The following is a 16,670-nucleotide window of genomic DNA, read 5'->3' as shown; positions in this document are numbered from 1 at the left end:
AGCAAGCCAGCTCCCACAGGTACGGCGCTGTTTCTGATCCTGGACCGTTACTGTGGCAGCCTGGCTTACCGGCGCTGGGCAGCTCAGCGGCCCCGGGGCTTGCAGTCAGACGCGGAACTGGCTGACCAGCGTCTGCAACTGCCCACCCAGGCGCGCCAGTTCGACGCTGGACGCTGCCGTTTCATTGCTGGCCGCCGCCGTCTGCTCAGACACATCGCGCACATTGAGGATGCTGCGGCTGATCTCCTCGGCCACCGCACTCTGCTGCTCTGCGGCCGCGGCAATCTGCTGGTTCATCGACTGAATGCCCGACACCGTGCTGGTAATGCTTTCCAGCGAGGCCCCGGCCTTGCGCGCCAGTTCCACGCTGCTGTCGGTCAGGGTACGGCTGCCTTGCATGGCGCTGGCCACTTGCTGGGTACCCTGCTGCAGGCCGGCAATCAGCTCTTCGATCTCTTCGGTGGACTTTTGCGTGCGCTGCGCCAGGCCGCGTACTTCATCGGCCACCACGGCGAAGCCGCGCCCGGCTTCACCCGCCCGCGCCGCCTCGATCGCCGCGTTCAGCGCCAGCAGGTTGGTCTGTTCTGCCACCGACTTGATCACGTCCATCACGCTGCCGATCTTCTGGCTTTCCTGTTGCAGCAGGCTCATGGCTTCAGTGGAGCGATGCATGTCCTGGGCCAGGCGCTCGATCTGGCCGATCGCTTCACCGACCACGCGGTCGCCGGCGCGGGCCTGTTCGTCGGCACCGGTGGCGGCGTGCGAAGCCTGTTCGGCATTGCGCGCCACTTCTTGCACGGTGGCGGCCATTTCGTGCATGGCGGTGGCCACCTGGTCGGTTTCGACCTTCTGGCTATTGGCCCCGGCACTGGTCTGTTCGGTCACTGCCGACAGTTCTTCGGCAGCGCTGGCGATTTGGGTCACGCCGTCGCGGATGCCGCTGATCAGCTCGCGCAAGGTGGTGCCCATGCGCGCGATGCCTTGCTGCAGCACGCCCAATTCGTCGCGGCGGGTGACGCGCAATTGCTGGGTCAGGTCGCCACTGGCGATTTTTTCCACCGCCAGCAGCGTCTCGCGCAACGGGCGGGTGATCTGCTGGGTGATCAACACCGCGCCCAGCACGCCGACCAGCAACGCCAGCAGCGTGGCGATGGCCTGCAGGCTGCGGGCCTGGCTGCTTTCGATGTCGCGACGCTGCAGCTGGATCTGGTACAGCGCATCGCTGCGCTTGACGATATCGGCACCCTGTACGGTCATTTCCGCACGCGCGGTGGTGATGCTGGCGACTGCATCGCGGAACTGGCGTACGGCATCACGGTAGGCCAGTACCGCGCTTTCCAGTTGCTGCAGGCGTGTGCCTTCACCCGGCATCTGGCGTTTGAGGTTGCCCACATTGGCCAGTGCCGCATCCAGCTGGCGCAGGGCGGCCTGCTCGTTGCTGGCACTGTTGTCGGCAATGTAGCCGCGCACGTCGATGCGCACTTGCAGCAACTGCTGGCGCGCCTGGCTGATCAGTTGGTACTGGGCCAGGCGTACGCTGTCGGCTTCCGGGCGGGCCATGACTTCCTGGCTCAACAGGTCCATGGCCTGGTCGGCGCCGGCGGCCGAGCTGTCCATGGTGCTACGCGCTGCGCGCGTGGCGTCGTAGCCTTGGCGCATCTTGTTCAGCGACAGCTTGTAGGCGCTGATGGTTTCCCCCAGCTCACCCAGCAGCTTGACGTTCTCGGGGCTTTTGAACGTACTGGCCAAGTAGGCCTGCTGCTTGCTGAAGGCGTTCAGCTTGGCCTGGGTGTTGGCGGCCGCGGCATCGTCGCCATTGGCGATCATGTACTGCAGGCGGGCCACGCGCAGGTCGGTCAGGTCTTTGTTCAACTGGCCGATGTCGCTCATCCAGTTGCTACGGTCGATCAGGCTGCCCAGGCTGGTCCAGCCAGTCAGGGCCAGCAGGCCGGTGAGGACAAGCACCAGGCCGAAGCCCAGGCCGAGTTTGAGGTTGACGCTGATGTTGGCAAACCAGCTGTTCATGCACGCACTCCAGAAATAGTTTTCGCTCTTTTGATGTTCGATCGCCAGGCGTTATTGTTCTGGATGCCCGCTGATTCATGCAGGGGTTATCGGCAATGCTGCGGGAAGCTGAAACGCTTTTTCAGCAATAACAACGTGCGCATTTTGGTAGGCGCGGCGTTGCCGGTGCGCCGGACCGGTCGGAAAGGGCCGCGAAGCGGCCCCAGGGTTCCAGCGGTGACGCAGCAGTCTGTTGGCGAGGTATCAGAGGCTACGGGCACTGAAGGTGTCGCAGCGGTCCACTTCACCTTCGGCAAACCCGGTCTTGAACCAGCGCACGCGCTGGGCCGAGGTGCCATGGGTAAACGAGTCCGGCACCACACGGCCGCGCCCTTGCTGTTGCAGGCGGTCATCGCCAATGGCGTTGGCAGCGTTCAGCGCCTCCTCTACATCGCCCGGCTCCAGCCAGTTCAGGCGCTTCTGTGCCTGGTAGGCCCAGACACCCGCCAGGCAGTCCGCCTGCAGTTCCTGGCGTACCAGCAACCCGTTGTCGCCCTCCATGCGCTGACCACTGCGGCGGGCGGCGTCGACCTTGGCCGAAACCCCCAGCAAGGTCTGTACGTGGTGGCCAATTTCGTGGGCGATGACGTAGGCCTGGGCAAAGTCGCCGGCCGCGGCGAAACGGGTTTCCATTTCGCGGAAGAACGACATGTCCAGGTACACACGCTGGTCGGCCGGGCAATAGAACGGCCCCACGGCCGCAGAGGCAGCGCCGCAGGCCGAATTCACCTGGCCACTGAACAGCACCAGCTTGGGGTCGCGGTACTGTTTGCCTGCTTCGGCGAACAACGCCTTCCAGGTGTCCTCGGTATCGCCCAGGATCGAGGCCACGAACTGGGCCTGCTCATCGTTGGCCGGTGGCGCCTTGGCGCCGGCACCGCTTGGCGCCGTCTGGGTCTGCTGCTGCTCCACCTGGCCGGCCAGCTGGCCGAGGATCTGCAACGGGTCCTGCCCGGTCAACCAGCCGATGCCGACGATCAGCAGGATCGCCCCCAGGCCCAGGCCTTTGCCGCCGCCAAAGCGCATGCCGCCCCCACCGCCACCTTCGCCCCGGGCATCGACCACGTTGTCGCTGCGTCGGCCTTTTCGCCATTCCATGAGTGCTCTCCCGAGCGTGAAACAAGAAGTAAAAGATTAGTTCACGACCGCGGTTGGTGTCAGGTGCAGGTGCTCATGCATAACCAAATGGATATGTTTTAAGTGCCTCATTTCAATATTCACCGCGCGCGACATGCCGGAAACTGTATGTAGGAGCGGGCTTGCCCGCGAAGGGTTCAATAAGCCCGCCTGCGCATCTCCATAATTCCAAGAGAGGAAACCGGCATGCCCGCCCAGGACAACAGCCGCTTCGTGATCCGTGATCGCAACTGGCACCCCAAAGCCCTCACCCCCGACTACAAGACCTCCGTTGCGCGCTCGCCGCGCCAGGCGCTGGTCAGCATTCCGCAGTCGATCAGCGAAACCACCGGCCCGGATTTTTCCCACCTGGGCTTCGGTGCCCACGACCACGACCTGCTGCTGAATTTCAACAACGGTGGCCTGCCGATCGGTGAGCGCATCATCGTTGCCGGCCGCGTTGTCGACCAGTACGGCAAGCCTGTGCCCAATACCCTGGTGGAAATGTGGCAAGCCAACGCCGGTGGCCGCTATCGCCACAAGAACGACCGCTACCTGGCACCGCTGGACCCCAACTTCGGCGGTGTCGGCCGCTGCCTGACCGACCGTGACGGCTACTACAGCTTCCGCACCATCAAGCCGGGCCCGTACCCGTGGCGCAACGGCCCGAACGACTGGCGCCCAGCGCACATCCACTTCGCCATCAGCGGCCCGTCGATCGCCACCAAGCTGATCACCCAGCTGTATTTCGAAGGCGACCCGCTGATCCCGATGTGCCCGATCGTCAAGTCGATCGCCAACCCGCAAGCCGTGCAGCAGTTGATTGCCAAGCTCGACATGAGCAACGCCAACCCGATGGACTGCCTGGCCTACCGCTTCGACATCGTGCTGCGCGGCCAGCGCAAGACCCACTTCGAAAACTGCTGAGGACCCCGCCATGCCAATCGAACTGCTGCCGGAAACCCCTTCGCAGACTGCCGGCCCCTACGTGCACATCGGCCTGGCCCTGGAAGCGGCCGGCAACCCTACCCGTGACCAGGAAATCTGGAACCGCCTGGCCAAGCCCGACGCCCCGGGTGAGCACATTCAGCTGATCGGCCATGTCTACGACGGCAACGGCCACCTGGTGCGCGACTCGTTCCTGGAAGTGTGGCAAGCCGACGCCAACGGCGAGTACCAGGATGCCTACAACCTGGAAAACGCGTTCAACAGCTTCGGCCGAACCGCCACCACCTTCGACGCCGGTGAGTGGACGCTGTACACGGTCAAGCCCGGCGTGGTGAACAATGCCGCTGGCGTACCAATGGCGCCGCACATCAACATCAGCCTGTTTGCCCGTGGCATCAACATCCACCTGCACACGCGCCTGTATTTCGATGATGAAGCGCCGCTCAATGCCAAGTGCCCGGTGCTCAACCTGATTGAGCAGCCGCAGCGCCGCGAGACGCTGATTGCCAAGCGTTGTGAAGTGGACGGGAAAACGGCGTATCGCTTTGATATCCGTATTCAGGGGGAAGGCGAGACGGTGTTCTTCGACTTTTGATGTAAACGTCGGGGCCGCCAAGCGGCCCCGATGCCTCAGCCTGCAACGGGTTTGAGGTCGAACGCACCGGCCTGATGTTGAAACAGCAGGCAATCGGCAGCCGCCGTGCAGCCACTTTCATGTATCAACCCGGCCGGCAGGTTGTAATAGGCGCCTGCCGGGTACTCGATGCGCTTGCCGTCGATCACCGCATAGAAGGTCCCCTTCAGCACGACCGTCGGCAGTGCCTGGCTGTGCTGGTGCAGGCCGTTGTCGGTCCCTTTGCTGAATTTCACATAGGCCGAGTAGGGCCCCTTGCCGAAGATATCGCCCTCAACGTTGGCGAAGCTGACAGCGCCATTGGTATTGGGCACGTCCTGCCAGTTCAAGGCCGTGTGGTCGGTGACTGAAACGATTGGTTGTGCCGCGTTGGCGCCAACTGCCAGGGTGCCGAGTGCCAACGCTGCGATGAATGCCTGCACTGCTTTCATGCTGGAGTACCTTTGTTGAGTGATGATCAACAAGAGGCTAACTCACGGTTGAGGGCACAAATACGGGCAGAACTAGCCATGACTTGTGTCAATTACGCACAAATCAATATTCCCACTTCGCTTGTGAATAGTACGCCTGTACGTAATCCAGCAATGCTCGCACCTTGGGCGGCAGGTAGCGGCTCTGTGGATAAACCGCGTAAAGCGTGCGTGCTGGCAGTTTCCAGCCTTCCAGCACCGGTACCAGCCGCCCGTTCTGCAGGGCATCGTGGACGATGAAGCGGTCGAAGCTGGCGATTCCGAGGGCGCCTATGGCGGCAGCGCGCAGGGCCATCGGCGAATTCGCACTCAGGCGTCGGGGCATGAGTATGTCGCGCTGTTCGCCTTGGTTGTTGGTCAGTTGCAGGCGCTGTGGGTGCGGTAGCTGGCTATAGCCGAGCAGGGGGTGGCCAGTGAGTTCGTCGGGCGTAGCCGGTGTGCCGTGTCGCTGCAGATAACCCGGGGCTGCTACCAGCAACACCTCGCTGCCCGTCAGCCGGCGCGCCACCAGGCTGGAGTTCGGTAACTGGTCGGTGACCCGCAAGCAGACATCAATTTCCGCCTCGAGAAGGTCGACGAAGCGGTCGCTGCAGTGCAGCTCGATCTGCAACAGGGGATGGCGCTCGACGAAATCCGGTAGCCAGCGACCCAGCTCCAGTTCACCAAAGGCTGTGGCCACGCCCAGGCGCAAGGTGCCAGTGGGCTGTTGCTGATGCTCCGACAATTCCAGGCTCATCGCCTGCATCTGTTCGAGAATCTGCACGCAATGGCGATAGAACAATGCGCCGGCTTCGGTGAGGTGCAAGCGGCGCGTGGTTCGGGTGAGCAATTGCGCGCCGAGGTGGCGTTCAAGCTGCTTTACCTGGCGTGACAGGACGGTATGCGAGACCCCCGCCTGACTGGCAGCGGCGCTGAAACTGCCGAGATCGACCACCCGGCGGAAAGACTGCATGGCACTGAACTGGTCCATCGGCATCACTCTCCTGGCAAGCTGCGCTGGGGCCAGCCAGGCCCCAGTGCAGCGCGGATCAGCGCCGGACCAGCAGCACGCCGCTTTCCATATGGTGCGTGTACGGGAATTGATCGAACAGCGCGCAGCGTTCGATACGGTGGGTATCTTGCAGCTGAGCGATGTTCTGCGCCAGCGTTTCCGGGTTGCACGAGATGTACAGGATCCGCTCGAAACGCCGGGTCAACTCGCAGGTATCCGGGTCCATACCCGCACGCGGCGGGTCGACGAACACCGTACCGAAGTCATAGGCTTTCAGGTCAATGCCTTCCAGCCGGCGGAACGGCCGCACCTCGTTCAGCGCCTGGGTCAGCTCTTCAGCCGACAAGCGCACCAGCCGCACGTTATCCACAGCGTTTTCGTCGAGGTTGCTCAACGCGGCATTGACCGACGTCTTGCTGATCTCGGTGGCCAGCACCTGGCGCACACGGGTGGCCAGTGGCAGGGTGAAATTGCCGTTGCCGCAATACAGCTCCAGCAGGTCGTCCTCACGCTCGCCCATTGCCTCGAACGCCCAGCTCAGCATCTTCTGGTTCACGGCACCGTTAGGCTGGGTGAACGCGCCTTCTGGCTGGCGGTAGCTGAACACACGGCCAGCCACGTCGAGTTTTTCCACCGCGTAGTCGCGGCCGATCACCAGGCGCTTGCCTTTGGAGCGGCCAATCACGCTCACGCCCAGCGCCTCGGACAGCTGCCGTGCAGCCACTTCCCAGGCCTCATCCAGCGGGCGGTGGTAGCACAGGGTAATCATGGCGTCGCCAGCCAGGGTGGTAAGGAACTCCACTTGGAACAGGCGGTTGCCCAGCGCTTCGCTGGCCTGCCAGGCTGCCTTCAGGCGCGGCATCAGTTCGTTGATGCGCAGGCTGGCAATCGGGAAGTCGTCGATCAGGATCGCCTTGTGCTTCTCGCCCGGGGCGAACATGGCGTAGTGGCGCTGGCCATCCTCGCGCCACAGGCGAAACTCGGCGCGCAGGCGATAGTGCTCGCGTGGCGAGTCGAAAACAGCCGGCTCTGGTGCGCCGAACGGTGCCAGCAGCTCGCGCAGCCGGGCGACCTTGGCGTCCAGCTGGGTGGCGTAGGAGGAGGGGTCGAAAGCAGCACTCATGCGTTGAACCAGCCCAGCTTGATGACGAACAGGATGGAAAGGATCACCAGCGCTGGGTTCAGGTCGCGATAGCGGCCGGAAATCAGCTTGACTGCAGTCCAGGCGATGAAGCCGAAGGCAATACCGTTGGCAATCGAGTAGGTCAGCGGCATGGCCAGGGCCGTCACCACCACCGGTGCGGCTTCGGTAACGTCGTCCCAGTTTATCTCCGCCAGGCCCGAGGCCATCAGCACCGCGACGAACAACAGCGCCGGGGCCGTGGCGAAGGCCGGCACGCTGCCGGCCAACGGTGCGAAGAACAGCGCCAACAGGAACAGTACGGCGACCACGATGGCCGTCAGGCCTGTACGGCCACCGGCGCTGACGCCGGCAGCGGATTCGATGTAGCTGGTGGTGGTCGAGGTGCCCAGCAGCGAACCGGCCATGGCCGCGGTGCTGTCAGCGATCAGTGCACGGCCCATTTTCGGCATGTGGCCGTCCTTGCCCATCAGCCCGGCGCGCTTGGCCACGCCGATCAGGGTGCCGGAGTTGTCGAACAGATCGACGAACAGGAAGGCGAAGATCACGCTTACCAGGCCCACATCCAGCGCGCCGGCGATATCCAGCTGCAGGAAGGTCGGGGCCAGCGATGGCGGCATGGAGACGATGCCGCCGAACGGCGTCACGCCCATCACGATCGCCGCGACGGTCACCGCCAGGATGCCGATCAGTACGGCGCCGCGCACTTTCAGTGCTTCCAGGCCGACAATCAGGAAGAAGCCCAGCGTGGCGAGAATCGGGGCCGGCTGCTTGAGGTCACCCAAGCCCACCAGGGTTGCCGGGTTATCGACGACGATGCCGGCATTATGCAGGGCGATAAGCGCCAGGAACAGGCCGATGCCGGCGGCAATCGCCGAGCGCAGCGGCAGCGGAATGCTGTTCACGATCCACTCACGGATACGGAAGATCGACAGCAGGAAGAACATCACCGCCGACAGGAACACCGCACCCAGCGCCACTTGCCAGGTGTGGCCCATGTGCAGCACCACGGTATAGGTGAAGAACGCGTTCAGGCCCATGCCCGGGGCCAGGGCGATCGGGTAGTTGGCGATCAGGCCCATGGTGGTGGAGCCGATGGCGGCTGCCAGGCAGGTGGCGACAAAGATCGCCCCCTTGTCCATGCCGGTCTCGCCGAGGATGCTCGGGTTGACGAACAGGATGTAGGCCATGGCCAGGAAGGTGGTGACGCCCGCAAGAATCTCGGTGCGCACGTTGGTGTTGTGTGCTTTTAGTTGAAACAGCCTTTCCAGCATTCCCGCTCCCAAGGCGCCCGGCGCCACGAATGTATCGACCCCAACAGCAAAGCACAGACCGTACCGCTTGCCGTGGTTTTGTGTGGGGCGGAAAAAAGCCGCGCATCATACCAGCATGCTCGGCGGTGGCCTATGGCCGTTGGGGAATGGGTTCGCTGTAGCCTGTATTGGCCCTGTGGCCGGCAACCCATCAACCGCTGTGCAACCGATCCCGCTTGGCCAGTGTAGGGAACAGTTTTATCCATACCCCGGTCACCAGCAACGTGCCCACCCCACCCATCACCACTGCCGGCACTGTGCCAAACCAGTGCGCGGTCACCCCCGACTCGAACTCGCCGAGCTGATTTGAGGCACCTATGAACAGCCCGTTCACCGCGCTCACCCGCCCGCGCATCTCATCGGGGGTTTCCAGTTGCACGAACGAACTGCGGATGACCATGCTGATCATGTCTGCCGCGCCCAGTACCACCAGCACCGCCAGCGAAAACCAGAACGAGGTGGACAGGCCGAAGGCAATGGTAGCCACGCCAAAAATACCCACTGCGGTGAACATGGTCCGCCCGACATTGCGCTCGAATGGAAAACGCGCGAGCCACAGCGACATCAGCAACGCCCCCACCGCTGGCGCCGAGCGCAACAGGCCCAGGCCCAGTGGGCCTGTGAGCAGGATGTCCTTGGCGAACACCGGCAGCAGCGCCGTGGCACCGCCCAGCAGCACAGCGAACAGGTCCAGCGAAATGGCCCCAAGAATGTCCGGGCGGCTACGAATGAAGCGGATCCCTGCCAGCAGCGACTCGATGCTCGCACGCCCACGCTGGGTAACCTGGCCGCGTGCCTGCAGGCTCAGGGTCAGGATGCAGGCGATGGCGTACAGGGCCACCGTGGGGCCATACACCCAGATGCTGCCAAAGGCGTACAGAAAGCCGCCCACCGCCGGGGCGACGATGGTCGCCGACTGGGTGGCCGAGGCTGAAGCGGCCACCGCCCGTGGGAACAGCCCTGGCGGTACCACGTTGGGTAGCAGCGCCTGGGTGGCTGGCATTTCGAATGAGCGCGTGGCGCCCAGCAGGAAGGCCAGGGCAAAGATCAGTTCCCGGGTAACGTTGTCGGTGGCGCTGCCCACGGCCAATGCCAGGGCAATCAGCCCCTGCAAGCTCTGGCACAGCGCTGCGACCTTGCGCCTGTCATAGCGGTCGGCGACATGCCCGGTGTGCAGCATGAACAGTACTCTGGGGGCGAACTCGACCAGGCCTACCAGGCCCAGGTCCAGGACATTGCCGGTCAATTGGTAGAGGTGCCAGCCAATGGCCACGGTGAGCATCTGAAAGCCACTGGCGGTAAACACCCGGGCCAGCCAGAAGGCTAGAAACGGGCGGTGCTGGCGCAACAACTGCGGTGCGGAATCGGACATCGGAACCCTGGGGCCTCGGCGCAGTGGAGGGGCGCGCAGCGTATCATCTGTTTGTAACAAACAGTTACTGTTTGCCCGGGTCGGCACTTTTTCGCGCGCCATGAAAGCGGGTGGGGCAACCGGTCACGCGGCAATCCACCGCACGGCCCAACCGTGCATTCAGGACTATGCTTCCAATCAGTCGTTGATCTGGATCAATCGTTCCAGAACTAACGAATGGGCCCAGTGGGCCGGAATCCCTGCGATCGAACAGAACAATTCCAACGCGCCGTACTCGACCCAGTGGGGGCAGTGGGCGACGGTGCCACGAGCCCGTACGCCGGATTATCTGAAGAGGAAGCACCATGTTCGGAATAGAAGCCCTCGAGCTCGCCCGAATGCAGTTCGCCTTTACCGTGTCGTTCCACATCCTGTTCCCGGCCATCACCATTGGCCTGGCCAGCTACCTGGCGGTGCTCGAAGGCCTGTGGTTGCGCACCCACAATCAGGTTTACCGCGACCTCTACCATTTCTGGTCGAAGATCTTCGCGGTGAACTTCGGCATGGGGGTGGTCTCGGGGTTGGTCATGGCTTACCAGTTCGGTACCAACTGGAGCCGCTTCTCCGACTTCGCCGGCGCGGTAACCGGCCCACTGCTCACCTACGAGGTGCTCACCGCCTTCTTCCTCGAAGCCGGTTTCCTCGGGGTCATGCTGTTCGGCTGGAATCGTGTCGGCCGAGGGCTGCACTTCTTCTCCACGCTGATGGTGGCACTGGGTACGCTGGTGTCCACCTTCTGGATCCTGGCCTCCAACAGCTGGATGCAAACCCCGCAAGGCCACGAAATCATCGATGGCCGGGTAGTGCCGGTAGACTGGCTGGCCGTGGTGTTCAACCCCTCGTTCCCGTACCGCCTGATGCACATGGCCACGGCTGCGTTCGTGTCTACCGCGTTCTTCGTCGGCGCCTCGGCGGCCTGGCACCTGCTGCGCGGGCGGGACAACCCGGCGGTGCGCAAGATGCTGTCGATGGCCATGTGGATGGCACTGATCGTCGCCCCGATCCAGGCGGTGATCGGCGACTTCCACGGCCTCAACACGCTCAAGCACCAACCGGTGAAGATCGCCGCGATCGAAGGCCACTGGGAGAACGTGCCCGGTGAGCCGACGCCGCTGATCCTTTTCGGCATTCCTGACATGCAGGCCGAAACCACCCGCTTCAAGCTTGAGATCCCGGCGCTTGGCAGCCTGATCCTGACCCACAGCCTGGACAAGCAGGTGCCGGCGATGAAGGACTTCCCGCCCGAAGACCGGCCCAACTCGACCATCGTGTTCTGGTCGTTCCGCATCATGGTCGGCCTGGGTCTGCTGATGATCTTCGTTGGCTTGTGGAGCCTCTGGCTACGCAAGCGCGGCACGCTGTACACCTCGCGGCCGTTCCTGCACATGGCATTGTGGATGGGGCCCTCCGGCCTGGTAGCGCTGCTGGCCGGCTGGTTCACCACTGAAATTGGCCGCCAGCCCTGGGTGGTGTACGGCCTGTTGCGCACCGCAGACGGGGTGTCCAACCACAGCTATGCGCAGCTTGGCTTTACCCTGGTGGCGTTCGTGGTGGTGTATTTCGCCCTGTTCGGCACCGGCCTTGGCTACATGCTGCGCCTGGTGCGCAAGGGCCCGCAGACCGGTGAGGGTGATGAAATCAACCCGGGTGGCCCCGGCACCAAACGCACCCCGGCGCGGCCGCTGTCCGCCGCCGATGATGGCCACGAGGCCAACACCGCCAGCCTGAACAAGGGGAACTGAGCCATGGGTATCGACCTTCCGCTGATCTGGGCGGTGATCATCATCTTCGGCGTGATGATGTACGTAGTGATGGATGGTTTCGACCTGGGCATCGGCATGCTCTTCCCGTTCGTGAAGGGCGAGCATGACCGTGATGTGATGATGAACACCGTCGCCCCGGTGTGGGACGGCAACGAAACCTGGCTGGTGCTCGGGGGGGCCGGGCTGTTCGGGGCCTTCCCGATGGCCTACTCGGTGGTGCTAGAAGCGTTGTACTTGCCGTTGATCCTGATGCTCATCGGCTTGATCTTCCGGGGGGTGGCCTTTGAATTCCGCTTCAAGGCCACCGCCCGCAAGCGGCACATCTGGGACAAGGCATTCATCTGGGGTTCGCTGATCGCCACCTTCTTCCAAGGTGTGGCCCTGGGCGCGTTCCTGGAAGGGTTCAAAGTGGTCGACCGGCATTTTGCCGGGGGCACCCTCGACTGGTTGACCCCATTCAGCCTGTTCTGCGGGGCGGGGCTGATCGTGGCCTACACGCTGCTGGGTTGCACCTGGTTGATCATGAAGACCGAAGGGCCGCTGCAGCAGAAAATGCACGAAATCGCCCGGCCCTTGGCGCTGGTGCTCCTGGTGGTGATCGGAATCGTCAGCCTGTGGACGCCGATTGCCTACCCGCAGATCGCCGACCGCTGGTTCAGCATGCCTAACCTGCTGTGGTTCATGCCCGTGCCGTTGCTGGTGCTGGTGACGTTCTATGGCTTGCTCAAGGCCGTGGCCCGCAACGCGCACTACACGCCGTTCCTGCTCACGCTGGTGCTGATATTCCTTGGCTATAGCGGCTTGGGCATCAGCCTGTGGCCGAACATCATCCCGCCGTCGATCTCGATCTGGGATGCCGCAGCGCCAGCACAAAGTCAGGGCTTCATGCTGGTTGGCACACTGTTCATCCTGCCGTTCATCCTTGGGTATACCTTCTGGAGCTACTACGTGTTCCGCGGCAAGGTGACCCATGAAGACGGCTATCACTAGGAGGCGCGCATGATGGCTGGCAAGCATGGCCTGGAAGAGAAGAAACCGCTGTGGCAGCGGCTGGGTTGGCTGGTGCTGATCTGGGCGTTGAGCGTGGCCGCACTGGGTGTGGCGGCCTGGGTGATGCGCTTGTTCATGGGAGCTGCTGGCCTGACCACCCATTAAGGTCAGCCTGCGTTGGCCCTATCGCCGGCAAGCCAGCTCCCAGGGTCGCATCTGCCTCGAGCCTTGTGCAGTACCTGTGGGAGCTGGCTTGCCGGCGATAGGGCCGGTACAGGCTTACTTGCGCGCTTTGAGGATTACAAACTTGGGCGTAGCCGCTACCTGCTCCACCCCACGGAACAACCGCGCCAGCTTGCTGTGATAGCCCAGGTGGCGGTTGCCCACGATGTACAGGGCCCCGCCCACCACCAACGCTTCGCGAGCCTGCTGGAACATGCGCCAGGCAAGAAAATCGCCAACCACCTGTTGCTGGTGGAACGGCGGGTTGCACAGCACCACATCCAGCGACTGTTTCTCGACCCCGGCCAAGCCGTCGGCCGCTTCGAAGGTGACCGGGCGTTCGCCCAAGGCGGCGCGCCAGTTCTCCCGTGCCGATTGCACCGCCATGTACGACTCGTCGACCAAGGTGTACTCGGCATCCGGGTTGGCCAGGGCACTGGCAATGGCCAGCACCCCGTTGCCACAGCCCAGGTCTGCTACCCGCGCCTGGCCGAGGTCGCGTGGCAGGTGGGGCAGGAACGCCCGGGTGCCGATATCCAGGCCTTCACGGCAGAACACGTTGGCATGGTTGAGCAATTCCAGCGCCGGCGTGTCCAGGTGGTAACGGCTAGGGTAGGGCGAGCGGGCCAGGGGCCGCTCTGCCAGCGTCGCGGTGAGCAGGCGGGCCTTCTTTTGCGCCAGCGAAGCCTGCACCGGGCCGATGTACTTCTCCAACAGGTCACCGGCCGCGCGTGGCAAGTGCTTGACCATTGCCCCGGCAATCACCTGCGCAGTGGGGGCCAGCTGCCCCTGCAGGCGGATCAGTTGCTCTTCGAGCAGGGCCAGGGTTTTAGGCACGCGCAGCAGCACCCGGTCGAACGGGCCCTGCCAGTGCTCGCTGGCAGGCACGAACGGCACGCTGTCGAACGGCAGGCCATTGCGCGCCAAGTTCTTTTCCAGGGCCATGTGCGCCAGGTGGGAGTCGCCGCTGCTGGTCACCTGCACCTTGCCAGCCAGGCTGGCGGCCAGGGCGCCGAAGCTGTCGTTGAGCACCAGCACCCGGCAGTTGGCGTCAGGTGCCTGCGCGTGCAACTGCGCGAGCAGGTATTCGTCGGCGGCATCGAAAGCCTGCAAAGGGTCGTTGGCCTGTTCGGGCTGGCGGATCAGGTCGAGTTCGGCGTAAGGGGTGGTCAACAGGGGCATGGCGTCTGGCTCGGGTATGAAACTGCCCGTTGCGGTTCGCCCCGGGCTTTGCCGGGGGATTCTACAGGGCTTTGCCCCCGGTCGCAGATTTGAAGGTCAGATCCAGCCGCGCAGCGCGGCAATGGCAATGGCGCCAGCCTTGTTGGCGGCGTTGGTCTTGGTGATCACGCTGCGAATATGAAAATTCACCGTGCTTTGCGACAACGACAGAATGCAGGCAACGTCGGCAGCGGTCTTGCCAGCGGCGGACCATTTCAGCACTTCCAGCTCACGCGCGCTCATCTTCGGTTGTGGCGGGCACAACGCGTTCAGGTGGTGTTCGCCGAGCACGGCATGCAGCGTGTGGCACAGCCACTGCACACTGCCTGCCTTGTCGTAGAGTTCGTTGATGTCGATGCTGCCCGCCGGGCGGGCTACGCTGATCTGGCTCTCGTTGTGTTGCAGGTCGTGCAGCGACTGCGTCCAGCCGTGACGCAGGCCGTGCTCGCAGGCCGCTTCGCGAAAGTGTGGGGCCTCACGATAGAGGTCGTCAGTCCACAGCACCGGCATGGTCGACTGGTGGCTGAGGTGGGCGGCGCAGTCCTGCTTGTAGAAGTCGTCGTGCTGATAACGTCTGATCCATTCATCGGGATAATTGCTGTACAGGTAGATCCTGGGCGTCTGCGTCGCGATCTGAATGCGGATTTTCAGTCCCAGGTACTGCATCGCCAGGTCCTGCGCCAGATGCACTGCGATGTTGAACAGCTTCTTTGGGCTGCGCTCGCTGACGAACGCGTCAAGATGTTCAGGTTTCCATTGAAGCATCTGAAAAACTCCTGGGGCGGCCTAGGATCCAATCCGTTTGAGAATCAGGACTAGTGTAGGAAAAGACCTACTGTCGTGTTGGGTTTTTTTGCTATAGCCAATAGCATTCTCTGCGACTTTCAGACCGTCATCTGGCGTGAGGCCCTACAAAGCGGTGGTTTTTATCCCGAGCACTTTAGGCGACACTGTGCATACGCCAACCCTGGAGCCCGATATGACCGCTAGCGCCGACAAGTTCACCCGCCAGACCCTGCTCGATGTTCAGCCGCTGACGCCGAACCTCTTCAGCCTGCGGGTTACGCGCGATGCCGGGTTCAGATTCCGTTCCGGCCAGTTCGCCCGCCTGGGCGTGACCAAGGCCGATGGCAGCGTGGTATGGCGCGCCTATTCCATGGTCAGTGCGCCCCATGACGAGCACCTGGATTTCTTCTCCATCGTGGTGCCGGGCGGTGAGTTCACCAGTGAGCTGAGCCGCCTGGGGGCAGGCGATACCTTGCTGATAGACCGCCAGGCGTTTGGCTTCCTCACCCTCGACCGGTTCGTCGGCGGCCGCGACCTGTGGCTGCTGGCTACTGGTACCGGCATTGCGCCGTTCATGTCGATCCTGCAGGACTTCGAGGCCTGGGAGCGGTTCGACAGCATCAAGCTGGTGTATTCGGTGCGCGAGGCCAGGGAGCTGGCTTATGTGGTCGAAATTGCCGGCCTGGAACAGCGCGATTATCTGGCCGAATTCGCCGGCAAGTTGCAGTTCATTCCGGTGGTCACCCGCGAGCAGCACCCAGGTGCGCTGAACCAGCGCATTACCACGCTGATCGAGAACGGTGAGTTGGAGCGGGCGGCGGGGTTGGCACTGTCCCCCGAGCATTCGCGGGTGATGCTGTGCGGCAACCCGCAGATGATCGACGAGACACGCAAGGTGCTCAAGGCGCGCGACCTGCAACTGAGCCTGAGCAAGCGGCCTGGCCAGGTGGCGGTTGAGAATTACTGGTAAGGCGCTGGGCCTGGGCACCGGCGCTGCCGGTGATGTGCCCCCAGCAGCGGATCGACACGGCCCGTTGCAGGAGCGGGTTCACCCGCGAAGAGGCCCGGCCCGTGACCAAGATTTTCTGGCCATTCACCATTGCAGCCGCCACCGCATTCGCGGGTAAAACCGCTCCTACATCCAACTTGGACTGCCCGGCAAACTCAAGGCAGGCGGTTCTGGTTCTGCGTCTTGAGCAAATCGCGAATCTCGGTCAGCAGCGTTTCCTGGGGGGTAGGCACGGGCGGGGCAGTCGGTGCCACGGCCTCTTCACGCTTGAGCCGGTTGATGGCCTTCACGCCCATGAAAATGGCGAAGGCCACGATCAGGAAGTCGATCACGGTCTGGATGAACTTGCCATAGGCCAGCACCACCGCCGGTACATCACCTTGAGCGGCTTTCAGGGTAATGGCCAGATCGCTGAAATCCACACCACCAATCAACAGGCCCAGCGGAGGCATGATCACGTCGCCGACGAAGGACGAGACGATCTTGCCGAAGGCTGCGCCGATGATGATACCAACCGCCATGTCGACGACGTTGCCTTTGACCGCGAAGGCCTTGAACTCATTGAGCATGCCCATGTTTAGATCCTTGTAA

At 63.1% G+C, this 16,670-nt stretch carries 16 protein-coding genes; 6 read left to right on the top strand and 10 right to left on the bottom strand.

Translation table 11 applies throughout. The features are described 5' to 3' along the window. Positions 1–105: 105 nt before the first annotated feature. Together ACF8SD_RS00755 and ACF8SD_RS00750 are read right to left on the bottom strand one after the other, a co-directional pair. Entirely contained in the window at positions 106–2,025 is a 1,920-nt protein-coding gene (locus ACF8SD_RS00755; protein WP_392483606.1) for a methyl-accepting chemotaxis protein, read from the bottom strand. Positions 2,026–2,268: 243 nt separating this feature from the next. After that, a complete protein-coding gene (locus ACF8SD_RS00750; RefSeq protein ID WP_009682254.1) occupies positions 2,269–3,162 on the bottom strand; it encodes a neutral zinc metallopeptidase in 894 nt (297 codons plus the stop codon). Positions 3,163–3,387: 225 nt separating this feature from the next. Here ACF8SD_RS00750 and pcaH point away from each other — a divergent pair, with 225 nt between their 5' ends. Further along, on the top strand, positions 3,388–4,107 hold the full coding sequence (gene pcaH, locus ACF8SD_RS00745; RefSeq protein ID WP_009682255.1) for a protocatechuate 3,4-dioxygenase subunit beta: 720 nt from the start codon (positions 3,388–3,390) through the stop codon (positions 4,105–4,107). Positions 4,108–4,117: 10 nt separating this feature from the next. Next, positions 4,118–4,723 (top strand): protocatechuate 3,4-dioxygenase subunit alpha, encoded by a 606-nt coding sequence (gene pcaG, locus ACF8SD_RS00740; protein WP_009682256.1) that lies wholly within the window; start codon positions 4,118–4,120, stop codon positions 4,721–4,723. Positions 4,724–4,758: 35 nt separating this feature from the next. On the opposite strand, the gene ACF8SD_RS00735 is transcribed toward pcaG, so the two are convergent. From ACF8SD_RS00735 to ACF8SD_RS00715, 5 genes are all read right to left on the bottom strand, one after another. Continuing rightward, on the bottom strand, positions 4,759–5,193 hold the full coding sequence (locus ACF8SD_RS00735) for a cupin domain-containing protein (protein WP_173891062.1): 435 nt from the start codon (positions 5,191–5,193) through the stop codon (positions 4,759–4,761). Positions 5,194–5,296: 103 nt separating this feature from the next. After that, positions 5,297–6,202: a LysR family transcriptional regulator gene (locus ACF8SD_RS00730; protein ID WP_392483608.1), complete on the bottom strand. Its 906-nt coding sequence runs from the start codon at positions 6,200–6,202 to the stop codon at positions 5,297–5,299. A 58-nt stretch (positions 6,203–6,260) separates the two neighbouring features. Then, positions 6,261–7,346, bottom strand: coding sequence for a tRNA (uridine(54)-C5)-methyltransferase TrmA (gene trmA / locus ACF8SD_RS00725; RefSeq protein ID WP_054912341.1), 1,086 nt, complete (start codon positions 7,344–7,346; stop codon positions 6,261–6,263). After that, positions 7,343–8,638, bottom strand: a complete 1,296-nt coding sequence (locus ACF8SD_RS00720; protein WP_009682260.1) for an NCS2 family permease — start codon at positions 8,636–8,638, stop codon at positions 7,343–7,345. The genes trmA and ACF8SD_RS00720 overlap by 4 nt, the downstream gene beginning before the upstream one ends. A 190-nt stretch (positions 8,639–8,828) precedes the next feature. Beyond that, a complete protein-coding gene (locus tag ACF8SD_RS00715) occupies positions 8,829–10,049 on the bottom strand; it encodes an MFS transporter (protein ID WP_054912342.1) in 1,221 nt (406 codons plus the stop codon). A 344-nt stretch (positions 10,050–10,393) separates the two neighbouring features. Here ACF8SD_RS00715 and ACF8SD_RS00710 point away from each other — a divergent pair, with 344 nt between their 5' ends. Genes ACF8SD_RS00710 through ACF8SD_RS00700 form a run of 3 tightly spaced genes read left to right on the top strand, consistent with a single transcriptional unit; the run spans position 10,394 to position 13,006 of the window. Further along, entirely contained in the window at positions 10,394–11,830 is a 1,437-nt protein-coding gene (locus tag ACF8SD_RS00710; RefSeq protein ID WP_173891060.1) for a cytochrome ubiquinol oxidase subunit I, read from the top strand. Positions 11,831–11,833: 3 nt separating this feature from the next. After that, positions 11,834–12,841 carry a cytochrome d ubiquinol oxidase subunit II gene (cydB, locus tag ACF8SD_RS00705; RefSeq protein WP_392483609.1) on the top strand — a complete coding sequence of 336 codons (1,008 nt, stop codon included), beginning with the start codon at positions 11,834–11,836 and terminating at the stop codon, positions 12,839–12,841. Between the two features lie 9 nt (positions 12,842–12,850). Beyond that, entirely contained in the window at positions 12,851–13,006 is a 156-nt protein-coding gene (locus ACF8SD_RS00700) for a DUF2474 domain-containing protein (RefSeq protein ID WP_054912344.1), read from the top strand. 114 nt (positions 13,007–13,120) lie between these two features. On the opposite strand, the gene ACF8SD_RS00695 is transcribed toward ACF8SD_RS00700, so the two are convergent. Together ACF8SD_RS00695 and ACF8SD_RS00690 are read right to left on the bottom strand one after the other, a co-directional pair. Then, positions 13,121–14,245, bottom strand: coding sequence for a methyltransferase (locus tag ACF8SD_RS00695; protein ID WP_392483610.1), 1,125 nt, complete (start codon positions 14,243–14,245; stop codon positions 13,121–13,123). A 96-nt stretch (positions 14,246–14,341) separates the two neighbouring features. Then, positions 14,342–15,049 (bottom strand): autoinducer binding domain-containing protein, encoded by a 708-nt coding sequence (locus tag ACF8SD_RS00690; RefSeq protein ID WP_392483611.1) that lies wholly within the window; start codon positions 15,047–15,049, stop codon positions 14,342–14,344. A gap of 214 nt (positions 15,050–15,263) precedes the next feature. Between ACF8SD_RS00690 and ACF8SD_RS00685 the strand changes: the two genes are divergently transcribed. Continuing rightward, entirely contained in the window at positions 15,264–16,040 is a 777-nt protein-coding gene (locus ACF8SD_RS00685; RefSeq protein WP_392483612.1) for a ferredoxin--NADP reductase, read from the top strand. Positions 16,041–16,234: 194 nt separating this feature from the next. On the opposite strand, the gene mscL is transcribed toward ACF8SD_RS00685, so the two are convergent. After that, positions 16,235–16,654 carry a large-conductance mechanosensitive channel protein MscL gene (gene mscL / locus ACF8SD_RS00680; protein WP_029888025.1) on the bottom strand — a complete coding sequence of 140 codons (420 nt, stop codon included), beginning with the start codon at positions 16,652–16,654 and terminating at the stop codon, positions 16,235–16,237. Between the last annotated feature and the right edge of the window lie 16 nt (positions 16,655–16,670).

The sequence above is a fragment of the Pseudomonas sp. CJQ_9 genome (assembly GCF_043106615.1).
Classification (GTDB): Bacteria; Pseudomonadota; Gammaproteobacteria; order Pseudomonadales; family Pseudomonadaceae; genus Aquipseudomonas; species Aquipseudomonas juntendi.
The sequence above is the reverse complement of the archived record's forward strand: the minus strand, read 5'-3'. Positions and strand labels throughout refer to the sequence as shown.

Coding starts and splice junctions, on each gene's coding strand:
- trmA (WP_054912341.1), bottom strand. CDS start 7,346: ATGAGTGCTGCTTTCGACCCCTCCTCCTACGCCACCCAGCTGGACGCC.
- ACF8SD_RS00750 (WP_009682254.1), bottom strand. CDS start 3,162: ATGGAATGGCGAAAAGGCCGACGCAGCGACAACGTGGTCGATGCCCGG.
- mscL (WP_029888025.1), bottom strand. CDS start 16,654: ATGGGCATGCTCAATGAGTTCAAGGCCTTCGCGGTCAAAGGCAACGTC.
- ACF8SD_RS00695 (WP_392483610.1), bottom strand. CDS start 14,245: ATGCCCCTGTTGACCACCCCTTACGCCGAACTCGACCTGATCCGCCAG.
- cydB (WP_392483609.1), top strand. CDS start 11,834: ATGGGTATCGACCTTCCGCTGATCTGGGCGGTGATCATCATCTTCGGC.
- ACF8SD_RS00755 (WP_392483606.1), bottom strand. CDS start 2,025: ATGAACAGCTGGTTTGCCAACATCAGCGTCAACCTCAAACTCGGCCTG.
- ACF8SD_RS00720 (WP_009682260.1), bottom strand. CDS start 8,638: ATGCTGGAAAGGCTGTTTCAACTAAAAGCACACAACACCAACGTGCGC.
- ACF8SD_RS00710 (WP_173891060.1), top strand. CDS start 10,394: ATGTTCGGAATAGAAGCCCTCGAGCTCGCCCGAATGCAGTTCGCCTTT.
- ACF8SD_RS00690 (WP_392483611.1), bottom strand. CDS start 15,049: ATGCTTCAATGGAAACCTGAACATCTTGACGCGTTCGTCAGCGAGCGC.
- ACF8SD_RS00715 (WP_054912342.1), bottom strand. CDS start 10,049: ATGTCCGATTCCGCACCGCAGTTGTTGCGCCAGCACCGCCCGTTTCTA.
- pcaG (WP_009682256.1), top strand. CDS start 4,118: ATGCCAATCGAACTGCTGCCGGAAACCCCTTCGCAGACTGCCGGCCCC.
- ACF8SD_RS00735 (WP_173891062.1), bottom strand. CDS start 5,193: ATGAAAGCAGTGCAGGCATTCATCGCAGCGTTGGCACTCGGCACCCTG.
- ACF8SD_RS00685 (WP_392483612.1), top strand. CDS start 15,264: ATGACCGCTAGCGCCGACAAGTTCACCCGCCAGACCCTGCTCGATGTT.
- ACF8SD_RS00700 (WP_054912344.1), top strand. CDS start 12,851: ATGATGGCTGGCAAGCATGGCCTGGAAGAGAAGAAACCGCTGTGGCAG.
- pcaH (WP_009682255.1), top strand. CDS start 3,388: ATGCCCGCCCAGGACAACAGCCGCTTCGTGATCCGTGATCGCAACTGG.
- ACF8SD_RS00730 (WP_392483608.1), bottom strand. CDS start 6,202: ATGGACCAGTTCAGTGCCATGCAGTCTTTCCGCCGGGTGGTCGATCTC.